This is a genomic window from Chloracidobacterium sp., assembly GCA_016716305.1.
GTDB lineage: Bacteria > Acidobacteriota > Blastocatellia > Pyrinomonadales > Pyrinomonadaceae > OLB17.
Genome location: JADJWP010000002.1, coordinates 1,701,163 through 1,726,525, shown reverse-complemented (window position 1 = coordinate 1,726,525; position 25,363 = coordinate 1,701,163). Strand labels below are relative to the sequence as shown.

At 54.7% G+C, this 25,363-nt stretch carries 18 protein-coding genes and 1 pseudogene; 17 read left to right on the top strand and 2 right to left on the bottom strand.

Going from position 1 to position 25,363, the window contains the following annotated elements; all coding sequences use genetic code 11:
• Nucleotides 1-5: 5 nt before the first annotated feature.
• Entirely contained in the window at nt 6-1,025 is a 1,020-nt protein-coding gene (locus tag IPM28_09695; protein MBK9173260.1) for an aromatic ring-hydroxylating dioxygenase subunit alpha, read from the bottom strand.
• A 1-nt stretch (nt 1,026) separates the two neighbouring features.
• Nucleotides 1,027-1,776: a GNAT family N-acetyltransferase gene (locus tag IPM28_09690; GenBank protein ID MBK9173259.1), complete on the bottom strand. Its 750-nt coding sequence runs from the start codon at nt 1,774-1,776 to the stop codon at nt 1,027-1,029.
• 227 nt (nt 1,777-2,003) lie between these two features.
• Between IPM28_09690 and IPM28_09685 the strand changes: the two genes are divergently transcribed.
• The 17 genes and pseudogenes from IPM28_09685 to IPM28_09605 all read left to right on the top strand — a co-directional run bounded on the left by IPM28_09685 (nt 2,004) and on the right by IPM28_09605 (nt 25,363).
• Nucleotides 2,004-3,581: a DnaJ domain-containing protein gene (locus tag IPM28_09685; GenBank protein MBK9173258.1), complete on the top strand. Its 1,578-nt coding sequence runs from the start codon at nt 2,004-2,006 to the stop codon at nt 3,579-3,581.
• Between the two features lie 74 nt (nt 3,582-3,655).
• The gene (locus IPM28_09680) at nt 3,656-4,219 is read left to right on the top strand and encodes an HD domain-containing protein (GenBank protein ID MBK9173257.1); all 564 of its coding nucleotides are present in this window, start codon (nt 3,656-3,658) and stop codon (nt 4,217-4,219) included.
• 164 nt (nt 4,220-4,383) lie between these two features.
• On the top strand, nt 4,384-5,589 hold the full coding sequence (locus tag IPM28_09675; protein MBK9173256.1) for an ROK family transcriptional regulator: 1,206 nt from the start codon (nt 4,384-4,386) through the stop codon (nt 5,587-5,589).
• A gap of 189 nt (nt 5,590-5,778) precedes the next feature.
• The gene (locus tag IPM28_09670) at nt 5,779-9,075 is read left to right on the top strand and encodes a TonB-dependent receptor (protein MBK9173255.1); all 3,297 of its coding nucleotides are present in this window, start codon (nt 5,779-5,781) and stop codon (nt 9,073-9,075) included.
• Between the two features lie 142 nt (nt 9,076-9,217).
• Nucleotides 9,218-11,092 (top strand): cyclomaltodextrinase N-terminal domain-containing protein, encoded by a 1,875-nt coding sequence (locus IPM28_09665; GenBank protein MBK9173254.1) that lies wholly within the window; start codon nt 9,218-9,220, stop codon nt 11,090-11,092.
• 10 nt (nt 11,093-11,102) lie between these two features.
• Nucleotides 11,103-12,632, top strand: a complete 1,530-nt coding sequence (gene malQ, locus IPM28_09660) for a 4-alpha-glucanotransferase (GenBank protein ID MBK9173253.1) — start codon at nt 11,103-11,105, stop codon at nt 12,630-12,632.
• Between the two features lie 32 nt (nt 12,633-12,664).
• On the top strand, nt 12,665-14,563 hold the full coding sequence (locus tag IPM28_09655; GenBank protein ID MBK9173252.1) for a cyclomaltodextrinase N-terminal domain-containing protein: 1,899 nt from the start codon (nt 12,665-12,667) through the stop codon (nt 14,561-14,563).
• Nucleotides 14,564-14,575: 12 nt separating this feature from the next.
• Nucleotides 14,576-14,950: pseudogene (locus IPM28_09650) on the top strand (four helix bundle protein).
• 95 nt (nt 14,951-15,045) lie between these two features.
• The gene (locus tag IPM28_09645) at nt 15,046-16,497 is read left to right on the top strand and encodes an MFS transporter (GenBank protein ID MBK9173251.1); all 1,452 of its coding nucleotides are present in this window, start codon (nt 15,046-15,048) and stop codon (nt 16,495-16,497) included.
• Nucleotides 16,498-16,567: 70 nt separating this feature from the next.
• On the top strand, nt 16,568-17,956 hold the full coding sequence (locus tag IPM28_09640) for an alpha-amylase (GenBank protein MBK9173250.1): 1,389 nt from the start codon (nt 16,568-16,570) through the stop codon (nt 17,954-17,956).
• A gap of 5 nt (nt 17,957-17,961) precedes the next feature.
• Nucleotides 17,962-18,618 carry a hypothetical protein gene (locus IPM28_09635; protein MBK9173249.1) on the top strand — a complete coding sequence of 219 codons (657 nt, stop codon included), beginning with the start codon at nt 17,962-17,964 and terminating at the stop codon, nt 18,616-18,618.
• A gap of 98 nt (nt 18,619-18,716) precedes the next feature.
• Nucleotides 18,717-20,879, top strand: a complete 2,163-nt coding sequence (locus IPM28_09630) for a glucoamylase (GenBank protein MBK9173248.1) — start codon at nt 18,717-18,719, stop codon at nt 20,877-20,879.
• A 223-nt stretch (nt 20,880-21,102) separates the two neighbouring features.
• The gene (locus tag IPM28_09625) at nt 21,103-21,417 is read left to right on the top strand and encodes a hypothetical protein (protein ID MBK9173247.1); all 315 of its coding nucleotides are present in this window, start codon (nt 21,103-21,105) and stop codon (nt 21,415-21,417) included.
• 38 nt (nt 21,418-21,455) lie between these two features.
• A complete protein-coding gene (locus tag IPM28_09620) occupies nt 21,456-22,070 on the top strand; it encodes a DUF1877 family protein (protein MBK9173246.1) in 615 nt (204 codons plus the stop codon).
• Nucleotides 22,071-22,330: 260 nt separating this feature from the next.
• Nucleotides 22,331-22,816, top strand: a complete 486-nt coding sequence (locus tag IPM28_09615; GenBank protein MBK9173245.1) for a heavy metal-responsive transcriptional regulator — start codon at nt 22,331-22,333, stop codon at nt 22,814-22,816.
• A 19-nt stretch (nt 22,817-22,835) separates the two neighbouring features.
• Nucleotides 22,836-23,048 carry a heavy-metal-associated domain-containing protein gene (locus tag IPM28_09610; GenBank protein MBK9173244.1) on the top strand — a complete coding sequence of 71 codons (213 nt, stop codon included), beginning with the start codon at nt 22,836-22,838 and terminating at the stop codon, nt 23,046-23,048.
• Nucleotides 23,049-23,074: 26 nt separating this feature from the next.
• Nucleotides 23,075-25,363, top strand: coding sequence for a copper-translocating P-type ATPase (locus IPM28_09605; GenBank protein MBK9173243.1), 2,289 nt, complete (start codon nt 23,075-23,077; stop codon nt 25,361-25,363).

Below are 25,363 nucleotides of genomic sequence, written 5' to 3'. Positions count from 1 at the left end.
ATCGGTCAATTCAGAAACTCAGCTATCAGCCGGTGAAAATGATGCGTGCCCTGCTCGCGGGTAGGTGAGTATCGGCCGCGGTCATAAAACCGCGAACGAATGCCTTGCTGAACGCTTTCGACCACGGCTTCGTCCTCTAATTCGACACCGTGAAGGTCGGCACCTGCTCCTGTCCCCAGCTTCGATGAATCGCCTACGTACGTCAAATATTCGATCACCGACTTACTCATCGAGACCGGTCGGACGACGTTAACGGACACGCCCCAGGGATATATATTGAACATCATATTCGGAAAAATGAACAAATACCGGCCGGCGACCTCGCCGTTTTCTGCATAGCCCGTCTGCAAGCTCGAATACCTGAATATTTCGGTTGTGTATGTACCGTAATCCACGGCCTCGTTCAGGGATCTATGAACGTAGGGAATATGAAATCCTTCAAGATAATTCTCGCAGTACAACGCCCAGTGAGCGTTCACTTCATATTCGCGCGTCTCATGCAGCTTCAATTTCAGATCAGCGATCTCGTTCAAAACAACATCGCCGCCATTGATATATTCCTGAAACGCTGCTGCCGGGTCGAGCGAGACAAAGACAAAGTCTCCGGATACGCTGCATTCGATCGTAGGCAGATCGTCCCGTGACTCCGGAAAATTTTCGGCCGCTTCAAACTCCGGCATCGAGAGGAATTTGCCCTCCAGCGAAAAGCGGCGTCCGTGATAGCCGCACTTTATCAGATTCGCCTTACACGGCTTCTCGACCAAAAGCATCCCTCGGTGAGTGCAGACATTCGAGAGACAGCGCAATTCACTTTCGGTTCTTACCAATAACAGGGGTTCGTCAAGAGAACCGGCAAGCAGCGTAAATGGTGTCAGATCATCGTGAGACGAGACGTGTCCGGCGAATTGCCATGACCGGCAAAAGACCGTCTCTTTTGACAGATCGAAATAATGCTGGTCGGTATAGAACTCGGACGGCAGGGTGTACGCCTTTCGAATCTCAGGATCGATCTCAAAATGCGGCATCTTAGTCTCGGTAAAGAAGATACTTCGGATGTTCAGCATCACGAATGAACCCGCGAGCGATCATCGCGTCGGCGAAAGCCGTTTCGAACTCATGCCTGATCCTGGCTTGTTCGGCGATCGCAGCATTCGTGTCGGTCGCAACCAGCTTGTTCCAATCGGGCGTGACCTCGATCTCGCGATCCGGGACGCGATCGTCGGTGAACGGCAAGCCTTCCGAGCGTGCAACTACCTTTTCACTCTCAAGATGCCATTCGGCAAACAGGCGGTCGCTGGCAAGTCCGATAGCGACACCGCCGGTCGATGCCGTCGAATAATCGATGCCGTAAAAATTCGGCTGATATTCGGTGACGATCGCTCCGAGTTTTTCGAGGTTGAAATATGCGTTGCGAGCCTTCCAGGGCTCGAACGTCCACTTCACATATTTGACGCCCAGTTCAAGCGACCGTGTGCGTTGAGCCCATTTCAGCCTGGCACCGATACCGAAACTCTGAAATTCACTCTTGACCGCGGTCATATGGGAATAGAATGCCTTTTCACCGCGCAAAAAGGCAGGCACGCTGAGTACGAATCCGATCAGTTCGTCACCGCTGTAAGCGCCGAGGATAAATCCACCGGCATTTTTCGTTACGACGAAATGCCTTACAGGCGACAGCTCGATCTCCGGCAGCGAAAAGACCTCTCGCTGTAGGTCAACACAGGCACCGAGTTCGTCCAGCGTCGCGCATTCCCTTATCTCGATCTGAGCGTTCATCTGGACCTCATCCTAAATCCTTCCGGACGGCACATCTCCATTGCTTAGTTACCAAGAAACTTTCGCAATTTGTCCATTGCCTGTCAAATCGATGGGTTAGTTCGTTCACACGTCGAAAACAGGCGATTCTGCCGCAAAAAACAAGAGACTTTCCGGTCCGAATTCTGCTATCATTATGCAGCGGACGTCTCCGTCCGCACTTCGCCGCCCTACTCTCACCTTCGCAGATGACCCAGCAAAACACTCTCGAAACCAATGGCTCGCTCAACGAATATCCGCTCGGTGAATTGATCGTTGAGATAATCCAGGCCAATCTCAGCGGCAGCCTCAGGCTCTCGCGCGATGCACAGAAGGCGGTCATTTATTTCAAAGACGGTCGGGTCGTTTACGGGGTCTCGAACAGTAAAGAACATAGGCTCTTCAGCGTTCTGATAAGCCGAAAGAAGGTAGAAAAAGGCCAGATCTCGAAGTATCCGCATTACGCTAACGATCTTGAACTCGGGGCGAGCCTTATCGCCGAGGGAAAACTCACTGAGAAGGATCTCGAAGACGCGGTGGTTTCGCAGATCGAAGCGATCTTGATAGAGGCAATGTCGTGGATCGAAGGTGAATGGCTCTTCAGTCCTCTTGCCCGCCTTCGGTCCGATCTCGTTTACGATGTCGAAGTTCATAAGGTGCTGATCAATTACGCTCGATGCTTACCGATCCAGACCGTATTCGAGAGGTTCAAGAGCGTTCAAGAGACGTTTCTGAGAACCGCGGCCGATTTCGCCCGGTTGCATCTGCTGGCACACGAGCAGCATGTTGCCGAGCAGTTTCGAGATGTCCCTCTAAAGATCGCCGATCTGCGGAACATGACGACGCTGCCGGAGCAGGGCCTGCTTCAGGCCCTATACGTTCTGTGGCTCGGGGGCGTCCTCGTCCGGCAGGACTGGAACGCCGCGTTCTCACCGTTGAAGATCGCTCAAATACTCACCGCACGACTTTCGGTCGTGAAAAAAGCCGCTTCGATCGCCGGTCACGATGCGCCTGAACCCGAAGCTGAAAGCGCCGATAGCAAGCCACCGGAGGCTGATCCCGAACCCGCTCAGCCAAAAGCTGCCGCGTTGGACATCACGCTCGACGAGTATCTAAAGCGTGCAGAGGTATCAGAAACGCATTACGACGTTCTCGGTGTTTCCGAAAAGGCTCCCATATCCGAAATAAAATTGGCGTATTTCGGGCTCGCCAAACTGTTCCACCCGGACCGGTATCATCGCGAGGGCGAAGCAATGCTCAGGCGTATCCAGGTCGCCTTCACGAAACTTGCCCATGCATACGAGACCCTCAAGACGAAAGAGTCGCGCGAATCGTACGATTACAAGATCCGCAAAGAGATCGAGGCACGAGAGAAACGCAGGGCCGAAGGCCTGACGGAAGTTCCGGATTCTACAGAGCGAAAGTCCGAACAGGGACTCGAAAGCTTTGAGCAAGGCTTACTGATGCTCAGCGAAGAAGAGTACGAATCCGCGGCGACACATCTCGCCCGTGCGGTCCACTACAGCCCGGAGAATGCTTTGTATCATGCCTATTACGGAAAGGCTCTTTCAGCATTCAGCAGTCATCGACACAAGGCTGAAGCTGAATTGCAGTCCGCAGTAAAGCTAGACGGTAAGAACCCCAAGATACGTCTGATGCTTGTCGAATTCTTCATCGAGATGAACATGGCAAAGCGGGCCGAGGGCGAATTGAAGCGCTTTCTCGAGGCCGTGCCCGGCAACAAGGAAGCCGAGGCATTGCTGAGAAAACTGCAATCGACCGTTTAGGTTTCCGGAAAGCCGCCGGAACTTGTTATAATCCGGGCTTTGATAGCGGCCTTTGATCTATGCAGGGTTCCGGCTTGGCACAATCACAATTTGACGAAAAACTGCTTGAACTTTCAGCGGCGATAGATGCCTTTGAGGGCTATGGGCATGCCCACGGCCTACGGATCGGTGAGATCGCCGATCGCATCGGCCAGCATTTCAAAATGGCGGCGCACGATCGGTTTTTCATGCAGCAGGCCGCGCTTATTCACGACATCGGTGAATACGTGATGAGCCGATCGTATATCCACGAGAATCGCGCTTTGACCGAAACCGAGCGTGCCGATCTCCAGCGGCATCCGGTCATCGGTGAACAGGAAGCTGCCAAAAGAGGGTTTTCGCGAGGCGTTCAGCTCTTGGTCCGATGGCATCATGAATGGTGGAACGGCTCGGGTTATCCCGATGCCCTCGAGGGCGAGCAGATCCCGCTTGCCGCCCGAATACTTCGTGTCGCCGATTCATACGCCGCAATGACTGACAACCGCCCGCGTCGAGCGGCGATGACCGAGGCCGAAGCTCAAAAACAGATTTCCGAATGGGCCGCGATCGAGTTCGACCCGGCAGTCGTCAAAGCCCTTTTAGAGGTCACTGCTTTATAAGGCTCTCACCCCCGATACACCCGAAGTAATCCTCGCGTTTCGTAACAAAATCGAGTAAACAGCATTTTCGGTATTGAACTAATCTGAAAAGCGATGTATATCTTAATTGTTTGTTCGTTAGAACAACAAAGTTAACGCATCAAAACCGCGAAGCGTCGACCCGAATGAAGAAGATATACCTTTCAAAGGCAAAATCTCAGATCGCACGCCACAATACGATCCGGGATATCAACCGGCAAATAGTTTTGAACTATGTCCGGGTGCGTTCGCCGATCTCGAGGGCCGAGATCGCGAGGGAGACATCGCTTCAGCGTTCGACAGTTTCCGCGATCGTCGATGAGCTCCAGGCCGACGGCTTTATCGAAGAGATCGGAACAGGCGATTCGACCGGAGGACGTAAGCCCACATTGCTGAAATTGAAGACCGGTTCGCCGGTCGCGATCGGCGTGGATGTAACGCCGCGCGTTACGACCGTCGTGCTTGCTGATCTCGCCGGCAATCTCTTGAAGACCGAAAAGTTCCCGACCTCGTCCGATATCGGTTACATGAATCAGCAGATATTGGGCAAAGTGTCGCAGTTTGTCGACGAGTTTCCGGAAGCCGAACTCGAGGTCGGCATCAGCATTCCCGGCATAGCCGATCCGAGCAGCGGCGGGATCCTTTATATCCCATACTTTCAATGGGCTAACTGGGACATCGGCCGCCAGATCGAGGCAAAAACAGGACTTTCGGTGACGATCGACAATGACGCGAATGCCGTCGCTCTTGCCGAATTGTGGTTTGGTGACGCCGAAATTCGGCGAACGCGAAACTTCATAACGGTCCTCGTGGCAGAAGGGATCGGGACCGGGATCATAATTGATGGCGAGGTCTATCGCGGCGAATCGGGCGCTGCCGGGGAGTTTGGCCACATGTTCGTCGGCGAGAATTCGCCCGTAGTTTGCTCATGCGGCCGACGCGATTGCTGGGAAGCGCATGCATCCGAAAAAGCGATAATCAACCGGTATACATCCAAAAATGGTTCTGCGGCGAATGGAGTGATCGATATAGATCATTTGATCGGTCTGGCAGCCAACGGTGAGCAGCGGGCGATCGGCGTCTTGAAAGAGACCGCAAGGTATCTCGGGATCGGAATATCAAATCTGATCGTCGGTTTTAGCCCGCAGGCTGTCGTCATAAGCGGAAGTATCGTCCGGGCCTGGGATCTGATAAAGGACGATCTGCAGGTTTTGGCCGAACGCGGCATCCGAAATGAATTGAAAAGAACGCCGATCGTGCCGTCGACATTGGGCGACGAGCCGACGATACTTGGTTCGATCGGGCTTGTGTTGGCGCGAAAGTTCGCTTCGGCGCATCTTTCGCTTCACTAAATTTTGCAATATCTCTTGACTTTATATTGCAATTGTATTAGAAGTTTGTTTGTTTAGACAACAAACAATTATTTCTATCGACGGTTCGTAAGTCCAGACGCATTTCAGAAATCAAGAATTCTTGCGGAAACGACAGCTTTCGGGCTTGCCAGACTACCCGCAATCAGAGATCGACGAGGTAAGAGACATATGAAAATTCAAAAAACCAGAATAGTGCGACAGTTCTTCTGTTTCGCGATCTCGGTGGCAGCAATTGCGATCACAAGCTTTGCCCAGACCGAATCGGCAAGAATTCAGGGAACGGTCGCTGATGCTAACGGAGCTGCCTTGGCCGGAGCCACGGTAACGATCCGTTCGACGGGCACCGGCCGCGAGGTAAAGGTGACGACCAGGGACGACGGCACATACAGTGCACTCGCCCTCCAGCCCGGTCAATATCAGATCGAAGTTGGTCAAGCCAATTTCAAGACGACGAAACAGGACGTTACCTTAGAGGTTGCACAGACGGCCGTTCTGAATTTCACCCTCGAGACGGGTGAGGTATCAGAGACCGTGACGGTGACGGCCGATATACCACAGATCGAAACGGCGACGTCGGCGATCGGTCAGGTCATACAGGGCCGCGAGGCGGTCGAACTGCCCCTCAATGGCCGAAATGTTCTTGAACTCGCAAGACTTTCGCCGGGCGTGACCCAGGGTGTTCCCGCCGGATTTGCGACGGGTGTTTCGGGCAACGCCGAGACCTATCGCGGACGGAACACCGGCGGAGCCGCTCTTTCGGTCAACGGACAGCGGACGCAGGCAAACAGCTTCTTGCTTGACGGCGTCGACAACAACGAATCTCTCGTCAACACTATCAATGTGTTCCCATCGGCTGAGGCGGTACAGGAATTTCGCGTACAAACGAGCGTAGCTCAGGCCGAATTTGGCCGCGGTGGCGGTGCGATCGTCAACTCGGTTGTAAAGTCGGGACGAAATCAGTTTTACGGAAGCGCTTTCCTCTTTCTGCGCAACGATAACCTCGACGCTCGGCCGACCTTCAACAGCACGAAGAGCGAGTTTCGCCGCGGCCAATTCGGCGGCTCGATCGGCGGCCCGATCTGGAAGGATCGAGTCTTTTTCTTTGGCGACTACGAGGGCTTGCGGCAGTTTTTGCCGCTCAATCAGGAATCGGCGACCGTCCCGACCGCATTGATGCGGACCGGCAATTTTTCTGAGCTGCTTGCCCAAAGCAGCCCGATCCAGTTGACGGATATCCTTACCGGACTCCCGATCGCGAATAATCGCCTTGACCTTTTGCCGGGCAACCGTCTCAATCCGGTCGGGCTGAATTATCTTCGGGCCTTTCCGGCACCGAATCGCGCGGGGATCTTTAACAATTATCTGACCACTCGCAACGAGACGACAAACTCAGATACGTACGACATCAGGATCGACGCAAGCTTGAATGACAGCAATCAACTCTTTGGCCGCTGGAGCTGGGGCAAGTTTGAACAGACGACGTCGTCGAGGCTTCCGGCGCTTCCCGCGGGTTTCGGATCGGGCACGAATCCGACGGACACCCGCGGCGCGGTCGTTGGTTTGAATACAGCTCTTTCGACCAATTTGTTCAACGAACTCCGCGTCCAGGTAAGCCGCATCAGTTACGGCTATACGCCGCCTTTCTTTGATCAGACGATCTCTGCGGATCTCGGAATTCCGAATGCGAACCGCGATGCCAACCTCGGCGGCGGAGCCTTGATCGGCGGTTACAACGGCCAGCTCGAGTATACCGGCGACTTTGGCCCGTATCTCGTACCGCAGGTCACATATCAGATCGTTGACAGTTTGAGCTACACGACCGGAGACCACACCCTCAAGTTCGGAGGCACACTTCTCCGGCGCGATGTGGCTCTGTACCGCCCCAACCGCGGAAAGGGGTATTTCTTCCTTATCGGGAACGGTGATCCGTCGCAGTGCGGCGGTGCAGCTTCGACCGGTTGGGAACAGTCCGATCTCCTGATCGGATTCGTGTGCAATTATCAGATCGGGCCTCCGTTTGGTACCGTCGGAACCCGCAACTGGGAAAACGCATTGTTCGTTCAGGATGACTGGCGCGTTCGCAAGAATCTCACGCTTAATCTTGGTCTTCGATACGAGCTTTTCACCAACCCGACAGAGATGTACGGCCGACAGGCAAATTTCGATCTGAGCACGGGCCGTCTGGTGGTTGCTTCTGACGGTGGCGACGCTCTGGTCGAGAACGACACCAACAACTTCAGCCCGCGTTTCGGCATGGCCTACGATTTCGGAGGTAAGGGTAAGACGGTGCTTCGCGGCGGTTACGGAATGTTCTTTTTCCTTGATCGCGGCGGTATCGATAATCAGCTGGCACAGAATCCGCCGTACAGCGGTTTCTCGCAATTCAACAATCAGGATGGAGTAAGGATCGCTCTTTCAGGCCGCGCTCCGAATGGTTCGCTCGACTCGCGTCTTGCGACCGGTGCTCTACCTTTGGGCGATGTATCAAGCGTAAATCTCAATAATCCGACGAACGTCAGCATCCTTGCGGTCCGCCCGGACAACAAGGTTTCTAACGTGCATCAATACAACATCCAGCTTCAGCAGCAGTTGACCGACAGCACGACGCTAAGCATCGGGTACGTTGGAACTACCGGTCGAAACCTGATCCTGTATTACAACCTCAATGGCAGGGTGGTGCAGGACGGAACCAACGTGCGTTGCCCGAATGGCGTGGTCGGTTCGCCGTGCTATCCGACGAACGGGCCTGTTCGCGTTCGTGACGATAACGGCAAGTCGCAATACGATTCGCTTCAGATACAGGTCGAAAGGCGCTTCGCCCGAGGTCTGCAGTATCGCGTCGCTTACACTCTTTCAAAAACGAAGGACAACGGCGAAGGTGCGTTCGATTCGGTCGGCGATACGAACATCAACTTTGTCGAGCCGTTCGCTACCTCGCGGTCCGATTTTCCGCACGTCTTTTCGCTGCAGGCCGTTTACGATCTGCCATGGGGACGCGGCCGACGAATAGGAAGCGATATGCCGAAAGCCCTCGACGCAATAATCGGCGGCTGGCAACTCAACGGAATCTACCGGATCCAGAGCGGACAGACCTTTGATGTACGTAGAAATGGCGTGTTGGTCGATTTGAATGGCGACCCGTACACGGGTGATAACGACCTTTATTTGAGACGGGCTGCATTTACCGAAGCACCGGCAGGGCGATTCGGGACACTCAAGCGGAACGGCCTTCGCGGGCCGATCTCAAATCAGCTGAATATGGGGCTCACAAAGAACTTTACCGCGGGCGACCGTTTCAAGGTACAGCTCAGGACCGAGTTCTTCAACATATTCAACTCTCCGCAGCTCACGCCGCCGAATACCGATCTCGGAAATACGGATCCGGTATTCGGGTTTGGAACGATCAGGTCGACCTACGGTTTCACCAACCGCCAGATCCAACTTGGTTTGCGGCTTGAGTTTTAGAGGCTTGGTTTAGAGGCGGTGATCGACCAGCAGCTTTCGATTGCCCATCTTGAGATGTAGGCTTTTGTGCATCGCCTCTAAACCCGGACAACCTTGTTCTTTACCGGGGCGTGGACGATAATCGTTCTCACGCCCCTTTCTTATGACACTCAGACCGACGGCCAGTTTGTTTTTTGTGTTCCTTTTCGTTGGTTGCGGCGTCGCGATCGCCGCACCGACGATCGAAAAGGTAGAACCGCCGAATTGGTGGGCAGGACACTCGATCGAAACGGTTCGGGTGATGGTACGCGGCAATGAATTGTTCGGAGCAACCATCCGTACATCGCACCGATCTTTGAAAATATCGAACGTCCTGGTCAATGGCCGTGGCGACCATCTCTTCTTCGATCTGACGATCGGCAAGAACGCCAAGCCGGGCGAATACGTCTTCGATCTATCGGCGAAAAGCGGCAGTTCGAAGATCCGATTCGATATATCGCAAGCGTTTCGGCCAACTGAATCGCGGCAGAGCGTGACGAACGACGACATTATTTATCTGATAATGACCGACCGCTTTGCGGACGGCGACGAGCGGAACAACAAGGACGTTGACCGTAAGAATCCCCGCGGATGGCACGGCGGAGACATTCGCGGCGTTATTTCGCGGCTCGATTATCTGAAGGAACTGGGCATCACGGCAATCTGGCTTACGCCCTGGTACGACAACCCGGACGAGCCGAACACCTGTGCCCAGCCGTGGTGCCCTTACACGAATTATCATGGCTATCATGCCATTGATTACTACGGCGTCGAGAATCACTTCGGCACGATGGCCGACCTTCGCGAGCTTGTAAGCGAGGCTCGCAAACGCGGTATCAAGGTGATACAGGACCAGGTGGCGAACCACGTCGGCGTGCAGCACGAATGGGTAAAGCGGCCGCCGCTCCCCAATTGGTTCTCGCGGTTCTCGCAGAATACGTTTAACGATTCGGTGGTCATGTCGCCCAATGCTTCGAAAGCCGAACGCGAAAATCTGATCAGCGGCTGGTTCAATGAGTTTCTCCCTGACCTCAACCAGGACGAACCCGAGGTCTCGCGATACCTGATACAGAACGCTCTGTGGTGGATCGGGATGACGGGCATCGACGGCATCCGTCAGGACACGATCCAGTACATGCCGCGCACCTTCATCCGGGATTGGTCGACGGCGATCTTGAAGCAGTATCCCGATTATTACCTCGTCGGCGAGGTGCTCGAGATGGACTCGGCACACCTTGCGTTTTTTCAGGGAGGTAAGACAGGTTGGGACGGCATCGATACCAGACTTCCGAGTGTCTTCGACTTCAATCTTTGGGAAGCCTCGCGGGATGTTTTCACCGGCAAAAGGCCGGCATCGGCACTCCGCGACGTGATGAAATATGACGGGCTTTATTCGAACGTGAATCGTGTGACGACGCTGACCGCGAACCATGATGTGGATCGATTTATGTCAACGCCGGGAGCGACGCTCGAAGGTGCGATGATGCACATGGCATTTATGCTCAGCGTCCGCGGAATTCCGCAAATATACTACGGCGATGAACTCGCCATGACCGGCGGCCACGACCCGGACAACCGAAAGGATTTCCCCGGCGGCTTCCGCGGCGACCAGCGAAATGCCTTTACGAGGGACGGCCGAACGGCGGAAGAACAAAGGTTGTTTTCAGAAGTGCGCGACTGGATCGAATTACGGAAAGGTTCTCGAGCCCTGCGGGAAGGCCGCACGGTCGATATCGAATATAGCGACGGTGTTTATTTGTTCGGCCGTCTGGTTGACGGTGAGATCTTTGTGGTCGGCGTGAACAGATCTGCGACGTCGAAAAATTCGAAATTTGATGCCGGCCTTATCGGTCTGCCTTTCGGGAACAACGTTTGCCGTCCAGTTGGCGGGGCAAAAACGGTCCCGGCCAGTGATCACGGCGGAATTGACGGAACCATCAATTTAGTGCTGCCGGCACGGACGGTGATCGCTTACGAGTGTTTTGCGGCAAGGCGTTAAGAACGCAGCTATGAAATTTCCACGAGCATCGGGCATACTGCTTCATCCGACTTCTTTGCCGGGCGATTACGGCATCGGCGACCTCGGGCCGGATGCGTATTCGTTCGTCAATTTCCTGGTCGACGCCGGGCAGACGTACTGGCAGATATTGCCGCTCGGGCCTACGGGCTATGGCGATTCACCGTATCAGTGCTTTTCGGCTTTCGCCGGCAATCCTCTATTGATCTCTCCGGAAAAACTCGTCGAGGATGAATTTCTGACGGCCGGACAGATCGCCGACCGGCCGGAGTTTCCATCCCACAAGGTCGATTTCGGTGCGGTATACGAATGGAAATCGAAATTGCTGCCGCTTGCTTACGTGGGCTTTCAACACACGACGAGCGTCGATCTGCGCGGGAAATTCGAGACCTTTTTGCAGGAGAACGGTTGGTGGCTTGATGATTATGCCCTATATCGAGCCATCAAGACATCTCAGGATCAGAAGCCGTGGTACGAGTGGCCGGCGCCGCTCAAACTGCGCGAGCCCGGGGCATTGACCGTGATCAAAGAAAAGCTTTTCGACGAGATAATGGCCGAGAAGTTTTACCAATTCCTGTTTTTCCGGCAATGGGGGCTCCTCAAGGAATATGCCAATAAGCACGACGTGATGATCATCGGCGATATCCCGATCTTTGTCGCTCTCGATTCGGCAGACGTTTGGTGCAATCAACAGCGTTTCAAACTCAACGCCGACGGCAGCCCCCGGGTTGTGGCAGGAGTCCCGCCGGATTATTTCTCCGAGACAGGGCAGCTTTGGGGCAATCCGATCTACGACTGGGATGCTATGAAAGCGGACGGCTTTAAGTGGTGGGTCGCACGCGTCGAGTTCACGCTTCGTACGGTCGATATCGTCCGCGTCGACCATTTCCGTGGCTTTGCGGCTTCGTGGGAAGTTCCGGGCGGCGATGAGACGGCCGAGAACGGCCGCTGGGTCGATGTTCCCGGAAAGGAACTGTTCTCGACCTTACGACAGCATCTTGTCAGGCTGCCGGTCATTGCCGAAGACCTCGGCGTCATCACCCCGGATGTCGAGGAACTAAGAGATTCGTACCGATTCCCCGGGATGAAGATACTTCAGTTCGCGTTTGGCGGTGACGCAAAGAACCATGACCTGCCGCACAACTACACGCAGAATTGTGTCGCCTATACGGGCACGCACGATAACGACACCACCGTCGGTTGGTGGCTCTCGCAGGCTGGCGCAGGTTCGACCCGCGATGCCGAGGACATCACACGCGAGCGCGATTATTGCCTCAAATATCTCTGTACCGACGGCAGTGAGATACATTGGGATATGATCCGGGCCGTATGGGCCTCGGTTGCCGATACTGCGATCGCTCCGGTCCAGGACTTGATCGGCATCGGGACCGAAGGCCGAATGAATCTGCCGGCATCGGATTCCGGAAACTGGTATTGGAGATATCAGGCCGGCGCCCTGACGGCGGAGATCACGGAACGTTTGCTTGAATTGACCGAAACATATGGCAGACAGCGATCCTAGATAGCCGCGGTGCGCTTGGCGGAACCGAATTTATGACAATTACTCTTCGAAATCAGATCGGTTCGTTTTTATTTGCTTGCTTTGCGGCTGTCCTCATAGCCGGCCAGGCTCCGGGAGTCGAAAAGATCGATCCGCCGAGTTGGTGGGTCGGGAGCACCATCGACCCGGTTCGTGTTCTGATCAAGGGCAGGAATCTCGCCGGTGCAAGGATCGAATCGGCAACGCCGGGCATCACAGCTTCGAACTTCATGACGAGCGCGAACGGAAATTATCTGTTCGCTGATCTGCGGCTGGCTGAGACCGTTAGGCCCGGCAATTATCAGCTTCGTGTCGTCACCTCGGGCGGGAGCGTTAATGCGCCTTTCGAGGTTTTCACGCCGCAGCCGCGCCTCGGTAACTACAATGGCTTCATGCCGGACGATGTGATCTACTTCGTTTTTACCGACCGCTTCGCCGATGGCGACCCGACGAACAACGATCCGCAAAAGTCGAAAGGGCTTTATGACCGAAAGAAGGGCCGCCATTATCACGGCGGAGATCTGCAGGGAATAATCGAGAAGCTCGCATATATCAGATCGCTCGGTGCGACCGCGATCTGGACGACGCCCGTTTACGACAACGCCGACCGGGAAGATACGCTTGAAACTTACCCGCCGGAAATGCCCACGACCACCGGTTTTCACGGCTATGGTGCGGTCGACTTCTACGGCGTCGACGAGCATTTGGGCGATATGGCAAAGCTCCGTGAATTCGTTCGAAAAGCGCATCAGGCCGGCTTTGTTGTGCTGCAGGATCAGGTGGTCAATCACACCGGCCCTTATCATCCGTGGGCGAACGACCCGCCGACCCCGAATTGGTTCAACGGCACGGTCGATAAACACGAATCCAATAACTGGCAGAAATGGACCGCGATGAACCCGCGTGCGACCTTTCAAACGCAGCGGCGGAATATCGACGGCTGGTTCATCGACATCCTGCCCGATCTCAATCAGACCAACCCCGAGGTCGAGAAATATCTGATCCAGAATTCGCTCTGGTGGATCGCCCAGGTTGGTTTTGATTCCATCCGGATGGACACGCTGCCACACGTGCCGCGTTCGTTTTGGTCGAAATGGGGCTCGGCCGTACATCGCGAGTTTCCCAAGGTCAATATCCTAGGCGAGCTTTTTGATAGCGATCCGGTACTCCTGTCGTATTTTCAAAAAGGCCGGCGCGGCCATGACGGTATCGATCCCGAGATCGATACACTCTACGATTTTGGACTTTTTTATCCGATCAGAAATGCGTTCGCCCAGGGCAAGCCGATCCGCGAGATCCACCAGATGTTCGCCCGCGACTGGCTTTATCCGAAGCCAAACGTGCTCGTGACGTTTCTTGGCGTTCACGATATGCCGCGGTTCATGAACGAGCCGGGAGCAACGACGACCGGATTGAAACTCGCCCAGACACTGATAATGACGTCTCGCGGAACTCCGCTCTTGTATTATGGCGATGAGATAGCTATGCCGGGCGGAGCCGATCCCGACAATCGGCGTGACTTTCCCGGTGGTTTTCCGGGCGATGTTCGTAACGCCTTCACATCGGCGGGACGCACCGCCGATGAGAACGACGTTTGGAACCACCTTGCGAAATTGGGTTCGCTCCGAAAAGCGATCGAACCGCTCCGACGCGGCCGTTCCCTAGATCTTTTCGACGCCGAGCAGCAATATGCTTATGCACGCCTCACTGATAAAGAGGCCGCCGTCGTGATATTCAACAACGATACAATACCGGCTGAGGTGGTCTTTGACATCTCGTTCATCAGCAAGCAGATCGCGACCGATGCCACGCTGCGGGACGCTCTCGGTTCTCTCAGCGATCTCAAGGTGAATGACGGCAAGGTCAAGGCCACGATCCCGGCCCGCTCGGCGGGTATATATGTGGTCAAGTAGGAATTAGGAACGATGAACGATGAAGGCACTTTGAATAAGCCGTTTGATCTTCGGATACGCACTAAGCAGTTCGCGTTAAGAATCATCACTCTTTACAGATATTTACCGAAGGATACGGAAGCTCAGATCATCGGAAGGCAAGTACTGCGAAGCGGAACGTAGGTTGGGGCACAGTATCGCGAGGGGCACCGGGCTCGATCAACGGCGGAGTTCGTTAGCAAACTTGAAAGTGCAGATCAGGAATTGGACGAAACGATGTACTGGTTTGATCTATTGATAGAAAGCGGCATCGTTCCCGAGGTTAAATTAGCGACCCTCCAGGACGAAGCCGATCAGCTAATGGCAATTTTCGTAACTTCGATCAAGCGGGCAAAGTCGAAACGCTAGAACGATTCATCGTTCATCGTTCCGACTTCATACTTAAAAAAGCGGAGCTTTTGATGACAAACAAACCACGGCTGACGTTTTGGCAGATCTGGAACATGAGTTTCGGATTTCTCGGCATTCAATTCGGCTGGGGACTGCAGATGGCGAACATGTCGCCGATCTACAAATACCTCGGCGCGGATGAGGCGAATTTGCCGTATCTATGGCTGGCCGGGCCGCTGACCGGATTGCTTGTTCAGCCGATCGTCGGAGCGATGAGCGACCGCACCTGGACGCGGCTCGGGCGGCGGCGGCCGTTCTTTCTCGTCGGTGCGATCATTGCCAGCATCTGTCTGGTGCTGATGCCGAACTCGAGCGCACTCTGGATGGCGGCCGGACTGCTCTGGATAATGGACGCTTCGATCAATATCACGATGGAACCGTTCCGCGCGTTCGTCGGCGACAAACTTGCTGAAGAACAGCGGACGCTCGGTTTCGTAATGCAGTCGTTCTTCATCGGCATTGGCTCGACACTCGCGAACGCACTGCCGTACATCCTTACCTGGGTTGGCGTTGTCGGCATTATGCAGAGTGGTATTCCGTATTCAACGCTCATCGCCTTCATCGTCGGTGCGGCGGCGTTTCTCGGTGCGGTCTTGTGGACTGTCTACACGACCGATGAGTTTCCCCCCGATGACATCGAGGCGTTTCGAAAGAAGAATGCTGAAGGGAGCATAGTCGGCAACATTTTCAAAGAGATCTCCGAGGCCGTTCGCGACATGCCGACGACGATGAAGCAGCTGGCGGTCGTCCAGTTCTTCACGTGGTTCGCATTGCCTTTTATGTGGCAGTTTTACGGCATTACGGTCGCCCGTCACGTTTTCGGAGCAGCCGATGAATCATCCGCTGCGTTCAAGGAGGGCACGGAATGGGGCGGGGTCTGCTTTGCGGTATATAACTTTGTCTGTTTTCTCGTCGCGTTCGGCATCCCGCCGCTTGCGAACAAGATCGGACGTAAGGGCGTGCATATCGTTTGTCTGACGCTCGGCGGCCTGGGGCTTATTTCGACCTATTTCGCGGCAAATCCATATTTCTTATGGGTTGGCATGGCAGGCGTCGGTATCGCGTGGGCGTCGATACTCTCAATGCCCTACGTGATATTAGCCGGTGCTATCAAGCCCGAACGCATGGGCGTTTACATGGGCGTATTCAATCTCTTCATCGTGATTCCACAAAGTTTGCAAGGTATCATTTTTGGCCCAATCCTCCGAGGGTTTTCCGGAAAAACCACAGAGCTGAGACCTCTTGAAATCGGTGATGGATTCGTGTCGACCCTGTACAACGTCTGGATATTTCTCTTCACCCATTTCAATTGGGTGTTCGAGCAAATCGGTTTAATTTTGCTCAGTCCCATATATCAGAGCATATTCGGTGACGATCTAAGCAAAGTATCGTTGTTTGCCGTGATGCTTGGGGGCGTATCGCTCGTCGTTGCAGCACTTTGTGTCGTTATCGTAAAGGACGTTGCGGCTACAGGTGTAAAGGCAACAGCCACGGGTGGGCATTGAGCTCATTGTGAACCTCGGCAGGGAGAGGCGCAGAGGTAATTAAAACAGGATAGACAGGATGGAAAGGATAATGAGAAGAAGATCGCCGATCGTTAAACTCGCTTTCAGAAGAGCTCTGCGTCTCTGCGTCTCTGCGGTTGTTTTAAGCATAACGATCGCGGCGCAGCAGCCGGCGAGGGATTTTTCGAAGGAGTCGGCGAGGGCATCGCAGGATTGGATCAAAGACGCGGTGATCTATCAGATCTTCCCGCGGCAATATTCTGCTACCGGCGATTTCAACGGCATCACAAAAGACCTTGACCGGCTGAAGACGCTTGGCGTCGATGTGCTCTGGCTGATGCCGATACATCCGATCGGCGAGGCGAAGAAGAAGGGCACGATCGGCTCGCCTTATGCTGTGAAGGATTTCTACGCGGTCAATCCGGATTACGGCACGCCCGACGACCTGAAACGCCTTGTCGCCGAGTCGCACCGCCGCGGGGTGAAGGTCATCATCGACATCGTCGCCAACCACACGGCGTGGGACAGCGTGATGATGAAGAACCCGGCGTTTTACACTCGCAATGACAAGGGCGAGATAATTCCGCCGGTCGCTGACTGGGCAGATGTCGCCGACCTCAATTACGACAATCCCGAGCTTCGCAAGTACATTATCGATATGCTGAAGTTCTGGGTCAGGGATTACGGCCTGGACGGTTTCCGCTGCGACGTCGCCGGATTCATCCCGACCGATTTCTGGGAAACGGCACGTGCCGAGGTCGACAAGGTAAAGGCCGACACTCTGTGGCTGGCCGAATGGGAATCGCCCGACCTGCACCCTAAGGCGTTCAATCTGGACTACTCGTGGGCGATGCACGCAACGCTTGATAAGGTGCTTCACGGGCAGATGCCGGCGTATGAGCTGAGGAAAGTGTGGGAAGATCAGGCGGCGAAATTTCCGAAGGGAAGCTTGCGAATGCGTTTTTCCGATAATCACGACGAGCGACGTGCGATCGCCCGTTTTGGCGAAAAGGGCGCCCTTGCCGCACAGGCCCTCGTCTTTACGCTCGACGGCGTGCCTCTCGTCTATAACGGAATGGAAGCCGGCGACACGACCGAATCCGGAGCTCCGGCGTTATTCGAAAAACGTCCGATCTTTTGGCAATTTGCCGAGCGTCGGCCCGAGATCGTCAAGTTTTATCCGGCGATGATAGCACTCCGAAAATCGTCGAATGCACTTAGACGCGGCGACCTTGTGTGGCTGCGGAACTCGGACGAATCCCGCGTCGTGACATTTGCCCGCCGTGCCGGGAATGAAGAGATCGTGGTCGCAATTAATATGTCGAGCACGCCCTTTGTCGGCACGGTCGAGGCAAGCGGCAGCTTTGAAGAGGTGACGCCGAATGCGGGCACACGGCGTGTTGCATTGCCGTCGATAAGCCTCGACGGCCATGGGTTCAGACTGTTTCGCAGGAGGTGATCCAGATGAAGCTAATATCCGTTATTTTCGGTTCGTTCTTGGCCCTTTATGCCTGTGGTGGTGGCGACACTACAAAAACCGGTAATTCAGGCCCTTTGGCTTCGCCCGCCGAGCAGGTCAGAACGGCCGGGCCGGGCGACGCAACGGCCGCGGCACCAACGCCCGCTCAGACAGGCCCGCGGACGGTGATGGATTACTTTGCTTTGCTGCCCGAAAAATATTTCACGCTCGAGGGCTGCGACAGGGCGACGGACAAGGAATGTAAAAAGGCCCGCGCTGACTATTTGAAGACCTTCACCGAGGTGGAAGACGTTAAGAACGGCTACTTCAAGGGCGGCTGCGACGGAGCCCAAAGCTGCATCGAGATGGCGATATTCAAACGGCCCGACGGCACGTATCTCGTCGGGGTAGCGACATTTGCCGAGATGATGAATGATTTCTACTTCCTCGACTATGCCGACGGGAAATGGACCGATGTCTCTACGAGCGTTGTGCCCGAATACAGCAAGAAAAACTGGTACGAGCTGCCACGCGTCGGGACGACGATGAAGGTCTTCTCAAAGAAGATCGTCGAAGAGACCGCCGAATTCGAGATCAGCGATAAGGGCAAGTTGCTTTACTCACTCGCTTGGATGGACGGGAAGTTCGCAAAGCAAAAGTAATAAGTAAAAGTAAAAAGGCGAATGGCAATACGAAAACGGGAAGAGGTATGACGAGTTTCAATTTTCATCGGGGATGTCGACTGAAAGGCAAATTTGTTTTGCCTTTTTCTTTTTTACTTTTTGCTTCGTTCGGATTCGGACAAACGGCGGCACCGGGCGGCCCGGGCAAGGATGCCCAGTGGGCGACCGCCGCAAAGCAGGGCGTCGGCACTTCGGCGACTGCAAAGAGCAAGGTGTGGTTCACGCTCGCACAGGGCGTCCTGACCGAGGTCTATTACCCGGACGTCACCGTCGCAAACGTCCACCTGCTGCAGTTTATCGTCGTAAACCCAAAGACAAAAAAGGTCGAGACCGAGCAGGACGACGCCATCCACCAGATCCGCGTGACGCGTCCGGATTCACTCACGTTTCAGCAGATCAACACGGCGAAGTCCGGCGAGTGGAAGATAACTAAAACATATGTGACCGACCCGAGTCGGGACGTTGTCGCGATCGATATTCAGTTTAGAAGGAGCAATCCTAACTTGGTTCTGTACTTGTACTTTGACCCATCGATCGGAAATAGCGGAATGGGAGACAACGTTCGTGGTGCCGGTAATAAGATCCTGGCCTATGAGAAAGATGTTTACTCGGCGCTGTTCGTTCCGACCAATATTGTCTCAGATTTTACTGTTGGCTTTGCAGGTGTAAACGACGGGTTGGACGATCTCCGGAAACACGGACGATTTGTTGATAAGCGGAGCGGAATGAACGGCGGGAATTTAGCCGCAACAGCACGAATGAAGAGTGACGATTTTATGGTCTCACTCGGTTTTGGCAGAACGGAAAGTGAGGCTTGGAACAATGCTGAATACCTGCATCCAGATGACCGGAAAAGTCGGATTTTCGAGGAAATCCAAAGCACTTATGAAAAAGGCTGGGCGGATTATGTGAAGACGCTGCCGCGCGTCGATGCGAAGTATCAAGCGCAGTTCAATATGGCGGCGATGCAGCTAAAGGCGCATGAGGACAAGGCGAATCCGGGAGCTAACATTGCTTCGATGAGCGTGCCGTGGGGCGGCGGTGCGAATGCCAATGAACCGAACATCGGCGGCTATCACCTCGTCTGGTCCCGAGATCTTTATCAGGTCTTTACGGCATTTATGGCCATCGGCGACCGTGCGGCGGCCGAACGTGCGCTCAATTTTCTGTTCAAGGTTCAGCAGAAACCGGACGGCAGCTTCCCGCAGAATTCGTGGCTCGACGGGCGGCCATTCTGGGGCTCGCTGCAGATGGACGAGGTCGCCTATCCGCTGATAATGGCATATGAGCTGAAGCGGTTCGACAAGGCGACGTGGGAAAACCACGTGAAGAAGGCGGCCGATTTCATTGTTAAGAACGGCCCCGCGACGCCGCAGGAACGCTGGGAAGAAGAAGCGGGCTATTCGCCCTCGACCATCGCGGCGGAGATCGCGGGACTCGTTTGTGCGGCCGAGATCGCCCGGCGAAATGGCGACACTGCCTCGGCCGAACTTTATCTCAAGACCGCTGACGAATGGGAAGCGAATATCGAGAAATGGACGGTGACAAAGACGGGCCCGCATTCCAGGGAGCCCTATTACATCCGCATCGCGCAGAACGGCAAACCCGATGCCGGCGACAAGATCGAGCTGAACAACGGTGCCGGTTTCTTCGACGAACGTGAGATCGTCGATGCCGGTTTTCTCGAACTCGTCCGGCTCGGCATCCGCCCGGCCGACGATCCGATCATTGTCAATTCTCTTAAGGTCATCGACAAAGTCATCAAGATCGATACGCCGAACGGCCCCGCATTTTACCGCTATAACAACGACGGCTACGGCGAGATGCCAGACGGCCGCCGTTGGAACTGGGACGGGAAATACACAGGCAAAGGCAGGTTGTGGGTGTTGCTTTCAGGCGAACGCGGGCAGTATGAGATAGCCCGATGTGCAGCTCAGTTACTTGAATCGTCGGCGGCTGAGCGTTGTTACAATAGGCCAAAAGCGCGTCTAGACCACATGCTCGCCTTTGCGAATGAGGGATTGATGATCCCCGAACAGGTGTGGGATCGTAAAGAAACGCCTAAGAATATTGATCGTCAGTTCATTCCCGACTTGAAATTTGGCGAAGGGACGGGGTCGGCGACGCCACTGGCGTGGTCGATGGCCCAATTCATCAGGCTCGCGACGAACCTGAAAGCGGGCCGAAATCTCGACACACCGGCTGCCGTCTACGATCGTTATATCCTCAAAAAACGATAGCTTCTGAATTATTTTTCAAGAATTGTGATTTTTTTGCAAAAATTACGCAAAAGTCATTTTTTCTACCGTCAAACGTAAGGCCTGACGTGCCGTCACACCTGCAGAGCGCGAAAAAGGCCGCTTCGAAAACAAAACAATCCGGGTATCGTTTGTCCGTAATTGGCGAATTTTCACGCATTTAAGTGTGATATTCAGGAGTCAAGCGGCAAGGGTTCGCAACGTGATGGAATACGCTGACGGAAAACTATTGGTGCGTCATAACCTGACTGGCGAAGAACAGCTGTTTTTTCTCGAAGCTCGCGGCTTGCTCGTAGGTTCTTCGAAAGACTGCGATCTGGTGCTGGGTGGCGCCGAATTCGAAGGACAGCATGCCAGGATAATGCCCCTCGGTGACGCCTTCTGGATGCGTACAATTCGGGATGAAAGCGGTACGATCAGCGATGCTGCGGTGGGAAAGGACGACGGCGATTTTCCGGTAAGCGAATACTCAATGGTCTTGGGCGAATACACCATCTTCAGATGTTATAAAGAAATGTGATTTCACATACCTGTGTCCGTCTCACACAACTTACATAAATGGGATCAGAACTTCACTTTCAAGCGATACCAGAAAACTGCCGGCTGCTCGCACGGGCGCGTCGCGACCCTCGTTTTGGTTCGTTCCTCGAAAGTCTTAGCGCGTTTGCATCGATCATCAACGATCCATCGATAAGCAAGGCCGACGATCCGGTATTTTCGGATTTTGTCAATGAAGCGAGGGCTTTGGTCGAAGAAAACCCATGGATCGAAGAGCGAAGTCTTCGACTTGGAAACAATTGGAACACCATACATTTGCTCTTGAGCGAACACGGCCGAACCGCCGGCGGCAATGGTCAGGGCAATTGGGTAGAACGCGCGATGAAAGGCGGCGATGAGATACACGCCGACGCAAAAACTGCAGCGGGCCATCCGATCCGATATTTAAGCCCGCCCGAGGTCGCTGAAATATCAAATCAAATTTCGGCAATACTGCCCGATGAGATCGTTCGAAACTGGCGGCCCGAAGTGATCGAGGGCGCCGAGATCAACGTTCCAGGTGCGATAAAGCCCGGCGAACAGGTGCATACACTCACTACTGACCTTGGCAAATTGCAGGCGTTCTATTCTACGGTTCATAAATTCGGTGAAGGCGTTTTGACGCTTGTCCTTTAGAACAAGAAAGCGGCTCTCCCGATCCGTTAGGAGCCGTTAACGATTCTCTCTCCAAATTTGCCGTCGGTTTTGTCCGGAGGCCTCGGAGCGTCGATGACGCTCCTTTTTTTTCGTCTATATTTGCCGTTCTCATTCGGCAATTTCGATCGGCGAAAATAAAAGTCAAAATAACACTTGACTCTGTAGTCGACTACAGGGTGTATAGTGGACGTATTGGCGGTTTAGGCCGAGCATGCGGCCATCGCTGATCGAGAAACGTTATGAACAGAAGCGGTTTTAAGCACGAGGATGAAATAGCGGTTTCGAGTGCCGGCTTGAAAATAGGCGAGGTTTCACGACTGAGCGGAGTTGGGATCGAAACGATACGATTTTACGAGCGGGGCGGTCTGCTCGACCGTCCTGCACGGACTTACAGCGGCTATAGGATATATGACGGAAGCGTGCTCGAACGACTTGATTTTATCAGGAAAGCTCAATTGTTGGGGTTCGCACTCCAAGAGATCAGGGAATTGATCGATCACAAACGCAAAGGCGAAAACCCCTGTGCCGATGTTCGTTCGGTCGTCCGGAGCCGGCTCACGGAACTAAATGCACGAATCGAGCAAATGCTCGCGTACCGCGACGAACTCGCATCGGCGCTCGAAGATTGGGAGGAAAAAGGCGAAACGGAAGGACACGTTTGCGGTCTCATCGAAGGAACCGAGATCGAGCACGGTATCGATCGATCCAGGCACCTGATCAAATAAGCATAGACGAGGAGACGTTATGAATAGCGACATAAATACAAAACTGACAGTACCTGACATTGTATGCGGCGGATGCGCGAACGCGATCAAGAACGCCTTAGGCAAGGTAGACGGAATTCTAAAGGTCGACGTCGATATTGAAGCGAAAGAGGTCAGTGTTGAACACGGCGAGAAGGTCGGCCGCGGACAAATAATTGAAGCGCTCGACCAGGCCGGTTTTCCTGCGGCATGAACGGTGTGTGAAAAGTAATGAAAGCGATGCAGAAAAGATCTAAGAACGACGAGGCTTGCGAACGCGTCGACCTCCCGATCACCGGAATGACCTGCGCCGCATGCGCAAGCCGGATCGAACGAACGCTGAATCGACAGCCTGGCGTAAAGGCCGCCTCGGTAAACTTTGCCACCGAGCGTGCGACGGTCACTTTTGACCCTGCGGCAATCGACGCACAGAAACTGATCGGATCCGTTCGCGACGCAGGATACGACGTCGCGGCAGAGACCGAAGATGGCAGCGTCGAGGAAAGCCTCGAGGCCGCCCACGCGGCCGAGTACGCCGAATTGAAACGAAAGTTCATCGTTGCCGCTGTGTTTTCGTTGCCAGTGCTTGTGATCGCGATGTCACACGGTACGATCGAGATACTCGATTTTCGAGGCGTCAACTGGCTGCAGTTCGTATTGACGACACCGGTCGTATTTTACAGCGGCATCCAGTTTTATCGCGGAGCATGGGCGGCGTTTCGGCATCGTGCAGCCGATATGAACACACTGATCGCGGTCGGCACGGGTGCGGCATACATTTATTCCGTATTCGCGACAGCGTTCCCGACATTTTTTGTGAACGGAGAGCACGCCGCACACGTGGGCGAGATGGTGCCGGTTTATTACGAAGCTGCGAGCGTGATCATCGCATTGATATTGCTCGGCAGTATGTTGGAAGCACGTGCCAAAGGACGCACCGGCGACGCCATAAAGAAGCTCATCGGTCTGCAGCCAAAGATCGCACGCGTTGTCCGTGACGGCGCGGAGCTCGAGATCGCGACCGGTGACGTGATCCTGGGCGACATCGTCATCGTCCGGCCTGGAGAGAAGATCCCTGTTGACGGGATCGTTACCGAAGGCACATCCGCGGTGGATGAATCAATGCTGACTGGAGAGAGCATGCCGGTCGAGAAACGAACGGGCGACGAGGTCTTCGGAGCAACGATGAATAAGACCGGGGCATTCAGGTTCAGCGCGACCAAGGTCGGCAGGGATACAGCGTTGCAGCAGATCGTCAAGCTTGTCCGCGACGCCCAGGGCTCCAAACCGCCGATCGCCCGCCTCGCAGATAAGATCAGCGGAGTTTTCACACCCGTGGTCATCTCGATCGCGGTCGCGACATTCGTGATCTGGTTCATCGCGGCGCCGCCGGAGGTCAGGTTCACAATGGCATTGGTCAACTTCGTCTCGGTGCTTATCATCGCGTGCCCATGTGCATTGGGCCTTGCGACACCGACCGCGATCATGGTCGGTACAGGCAAGGGAGCGGAGCTCGGGATCCTCATAAAAGGAGGCGACAGCCTAGAGACGGCGCACAAGCTCGACACCATCGTGTTGGACAAGACCGGTACGATCACAAAGGGCGAGCCAAGCCTGACGGACATAGTTGTCGCGGACGGCCTTTCAGATAACGAATTACTCCGAACCGCAGCGTCAGCTGAGAAGCTGAGCGAGCACCCGCTTGCGGCCGCGATCGTAACTGCCGCCCTAGATAGGGGCATCGAACTTATCGCACCCGGGCGTTTCCTGGCGATCGAGGGACGCGGGATCGAGGCGCGTGTGGGTGATGACGAACTGCTGCTCGGCAATCTGCGGCTGATGAAAGAACGTAATATCGATACAGGCGGCTTTGCCGAAACCGCGGTCAGCCTGGCCGGCGAGGGAAAGACGGCGATGTACGCAGCGATAAACGGACGGCCCGCAGGCATCCTGGCCGTTGCCGACACAGTGAAGCCGGGATCGAAAGAAGCCATCGCGGAACTGAAGCGGCTCGGGCTCGAGGTCGCGATGATGACCGGCGACAACCGTGCTACGGCCGAAGCGATGGCACGCCAGGTTGGGATCACGACGGTCCTGGCTGAGGTGCTTCCGGCCGAAAAGGCAGGCGAGATCGAGCGGCTGCAGCGAGAAGGCAGATCGGTCGCGATGGTCGGCGACGGCATCAACGATGCACCCGCTCTAGCTCGGGCTGACGTGGGAATTGCGATCGGCACGGGAACGGACGTAGCGATCGAAGCGAGCGATATTACCTTGATCCGCGGTGATCTGCATGGGGTCGCACGTGCGATCGCATTATCAAAGGCGACCATCCGGACGGTGAAGCAGAATCTGTTCTGGGCCTTTATCTACAACGTCATCGGTATACCGATAGCGGCCGGGGTTCTGTACCCGTTATTCGGATTGCTGCTTTCGCCGGTGATCGCCAGTGCGGCAATGAGCCTATCGAGCGTTTCGGTGGTGACGAACAGTCTGAGGCTTCGTAATTTCGACCGCAGACCTGGAGCATGA

Bases quoted from the DNA above. Each gene is read 5' to 3' on its own strand.
- IPM28_09695 (MBK9173260.1), bottom strand. From the start codon at position 1,025: ATGCCGCATTTTGAGATCGATCCTGAGATTCGAAAGGCGTACACCCTG.
- IPM28_09690 (MBK9173259.1), bottom strand. From the start codon at position 1,776: ATGAACGCTCAGATCGAGATAAGGGAATGCGCGACGCTGGACGAACTC.
- IPM28_09685 (MBK9173258.1), top strand. From the start codon at position 2,004: ATGACCCAGCAAAACACTCTCGAAACCAATGGCTCGCTCAACGAATAT.
- IPM28_09675 (MBK9173256.1), top strand. From the start codon at position 4,384: ATGAAGAAGATATACCTTTCAAAGGCAAAATCTCAGATCGCACGCCAC.
- IPM28_09670 (MBK9173255.1), top strand. From the start codon at position 5,779: ATGAAAATTCAAAAAACCAGAATAGTGCGACAGTTCTTCTGTTTCGCG.
- IPM28_09665 (MBK9173254.1), top strand. From the start codon at position 9,218: ATGACACTCAGACCGACGGCCAGTTTGTTTTTTGTGTTCCTTTTCGTT.
- malQ (MBK9173253.1), top strand. From the start codon at position 11,103: ATGAAATTTCCACGAGCATCGGGCATACTGCTTCATCCGACTTCTTTG.
- IPM28_09655 (MBK9173252.1), top strand. From the start codon at position 12,665: ATGACAATTACTCTTCGAAATCAGATCGGTTCGTTTTTATTTGCTTGC.
- IPM28_09645 (MBK9173251.1), top strand. From the start codon at position 15,046: ATGAGTTTCGGATTTCTCGGCATTCAATTCGGCTGGGGACTGCAGATG.
- IPM28_09640 (MBK9173250.1), top strand. From the start codon at position 16,568: ATGAGAAGAAGATCGCCGATCGTTAAACTCGCTTTCAGAAGAGCTCTG.
- IPM28_09635 (MBK9173249.1), top strand. From the start codon at position 17,962: ATGAAGCTAATATCCGTTATTTTCGGTTCGTTCTTGGCCCTTTATGCC.
- IPM28_09625 (MBK9173247.1), top strand. From the start codon at position 21,103: ATGGAATACGCTGACGGAAAACTATTGGTGCGTCATAACCTGACTGGC.
- IPM28_09620 (MBK9173246.1), top strand. From the start codon at position 21,456: ATGGGATCAGAACTTCACTTTCAAGCGATACCAGAAAACTGCCGGCTG.
- IPM28_09615 (MBK9173245.1), top strand. From the start codon at position 22,331: ATGAACAGAAGCGGTTTTAAGCACGAGGATGAAATAGCGGTTTCGAGT.
- IPM28_09610 (MBK9173244.1), top strand. From the start codon at position 22,836: ATGAATAGCGACATAAATACAAAACTGACAGTACCTGACATTGTATGC.
- IPM28_09605 (MBK9173243.1), top strand. From the start codon at position 23,075: ATGCAGAAAAGATCTAAGAACGACGAGGCTTGCGAACGCGTCGACCTC.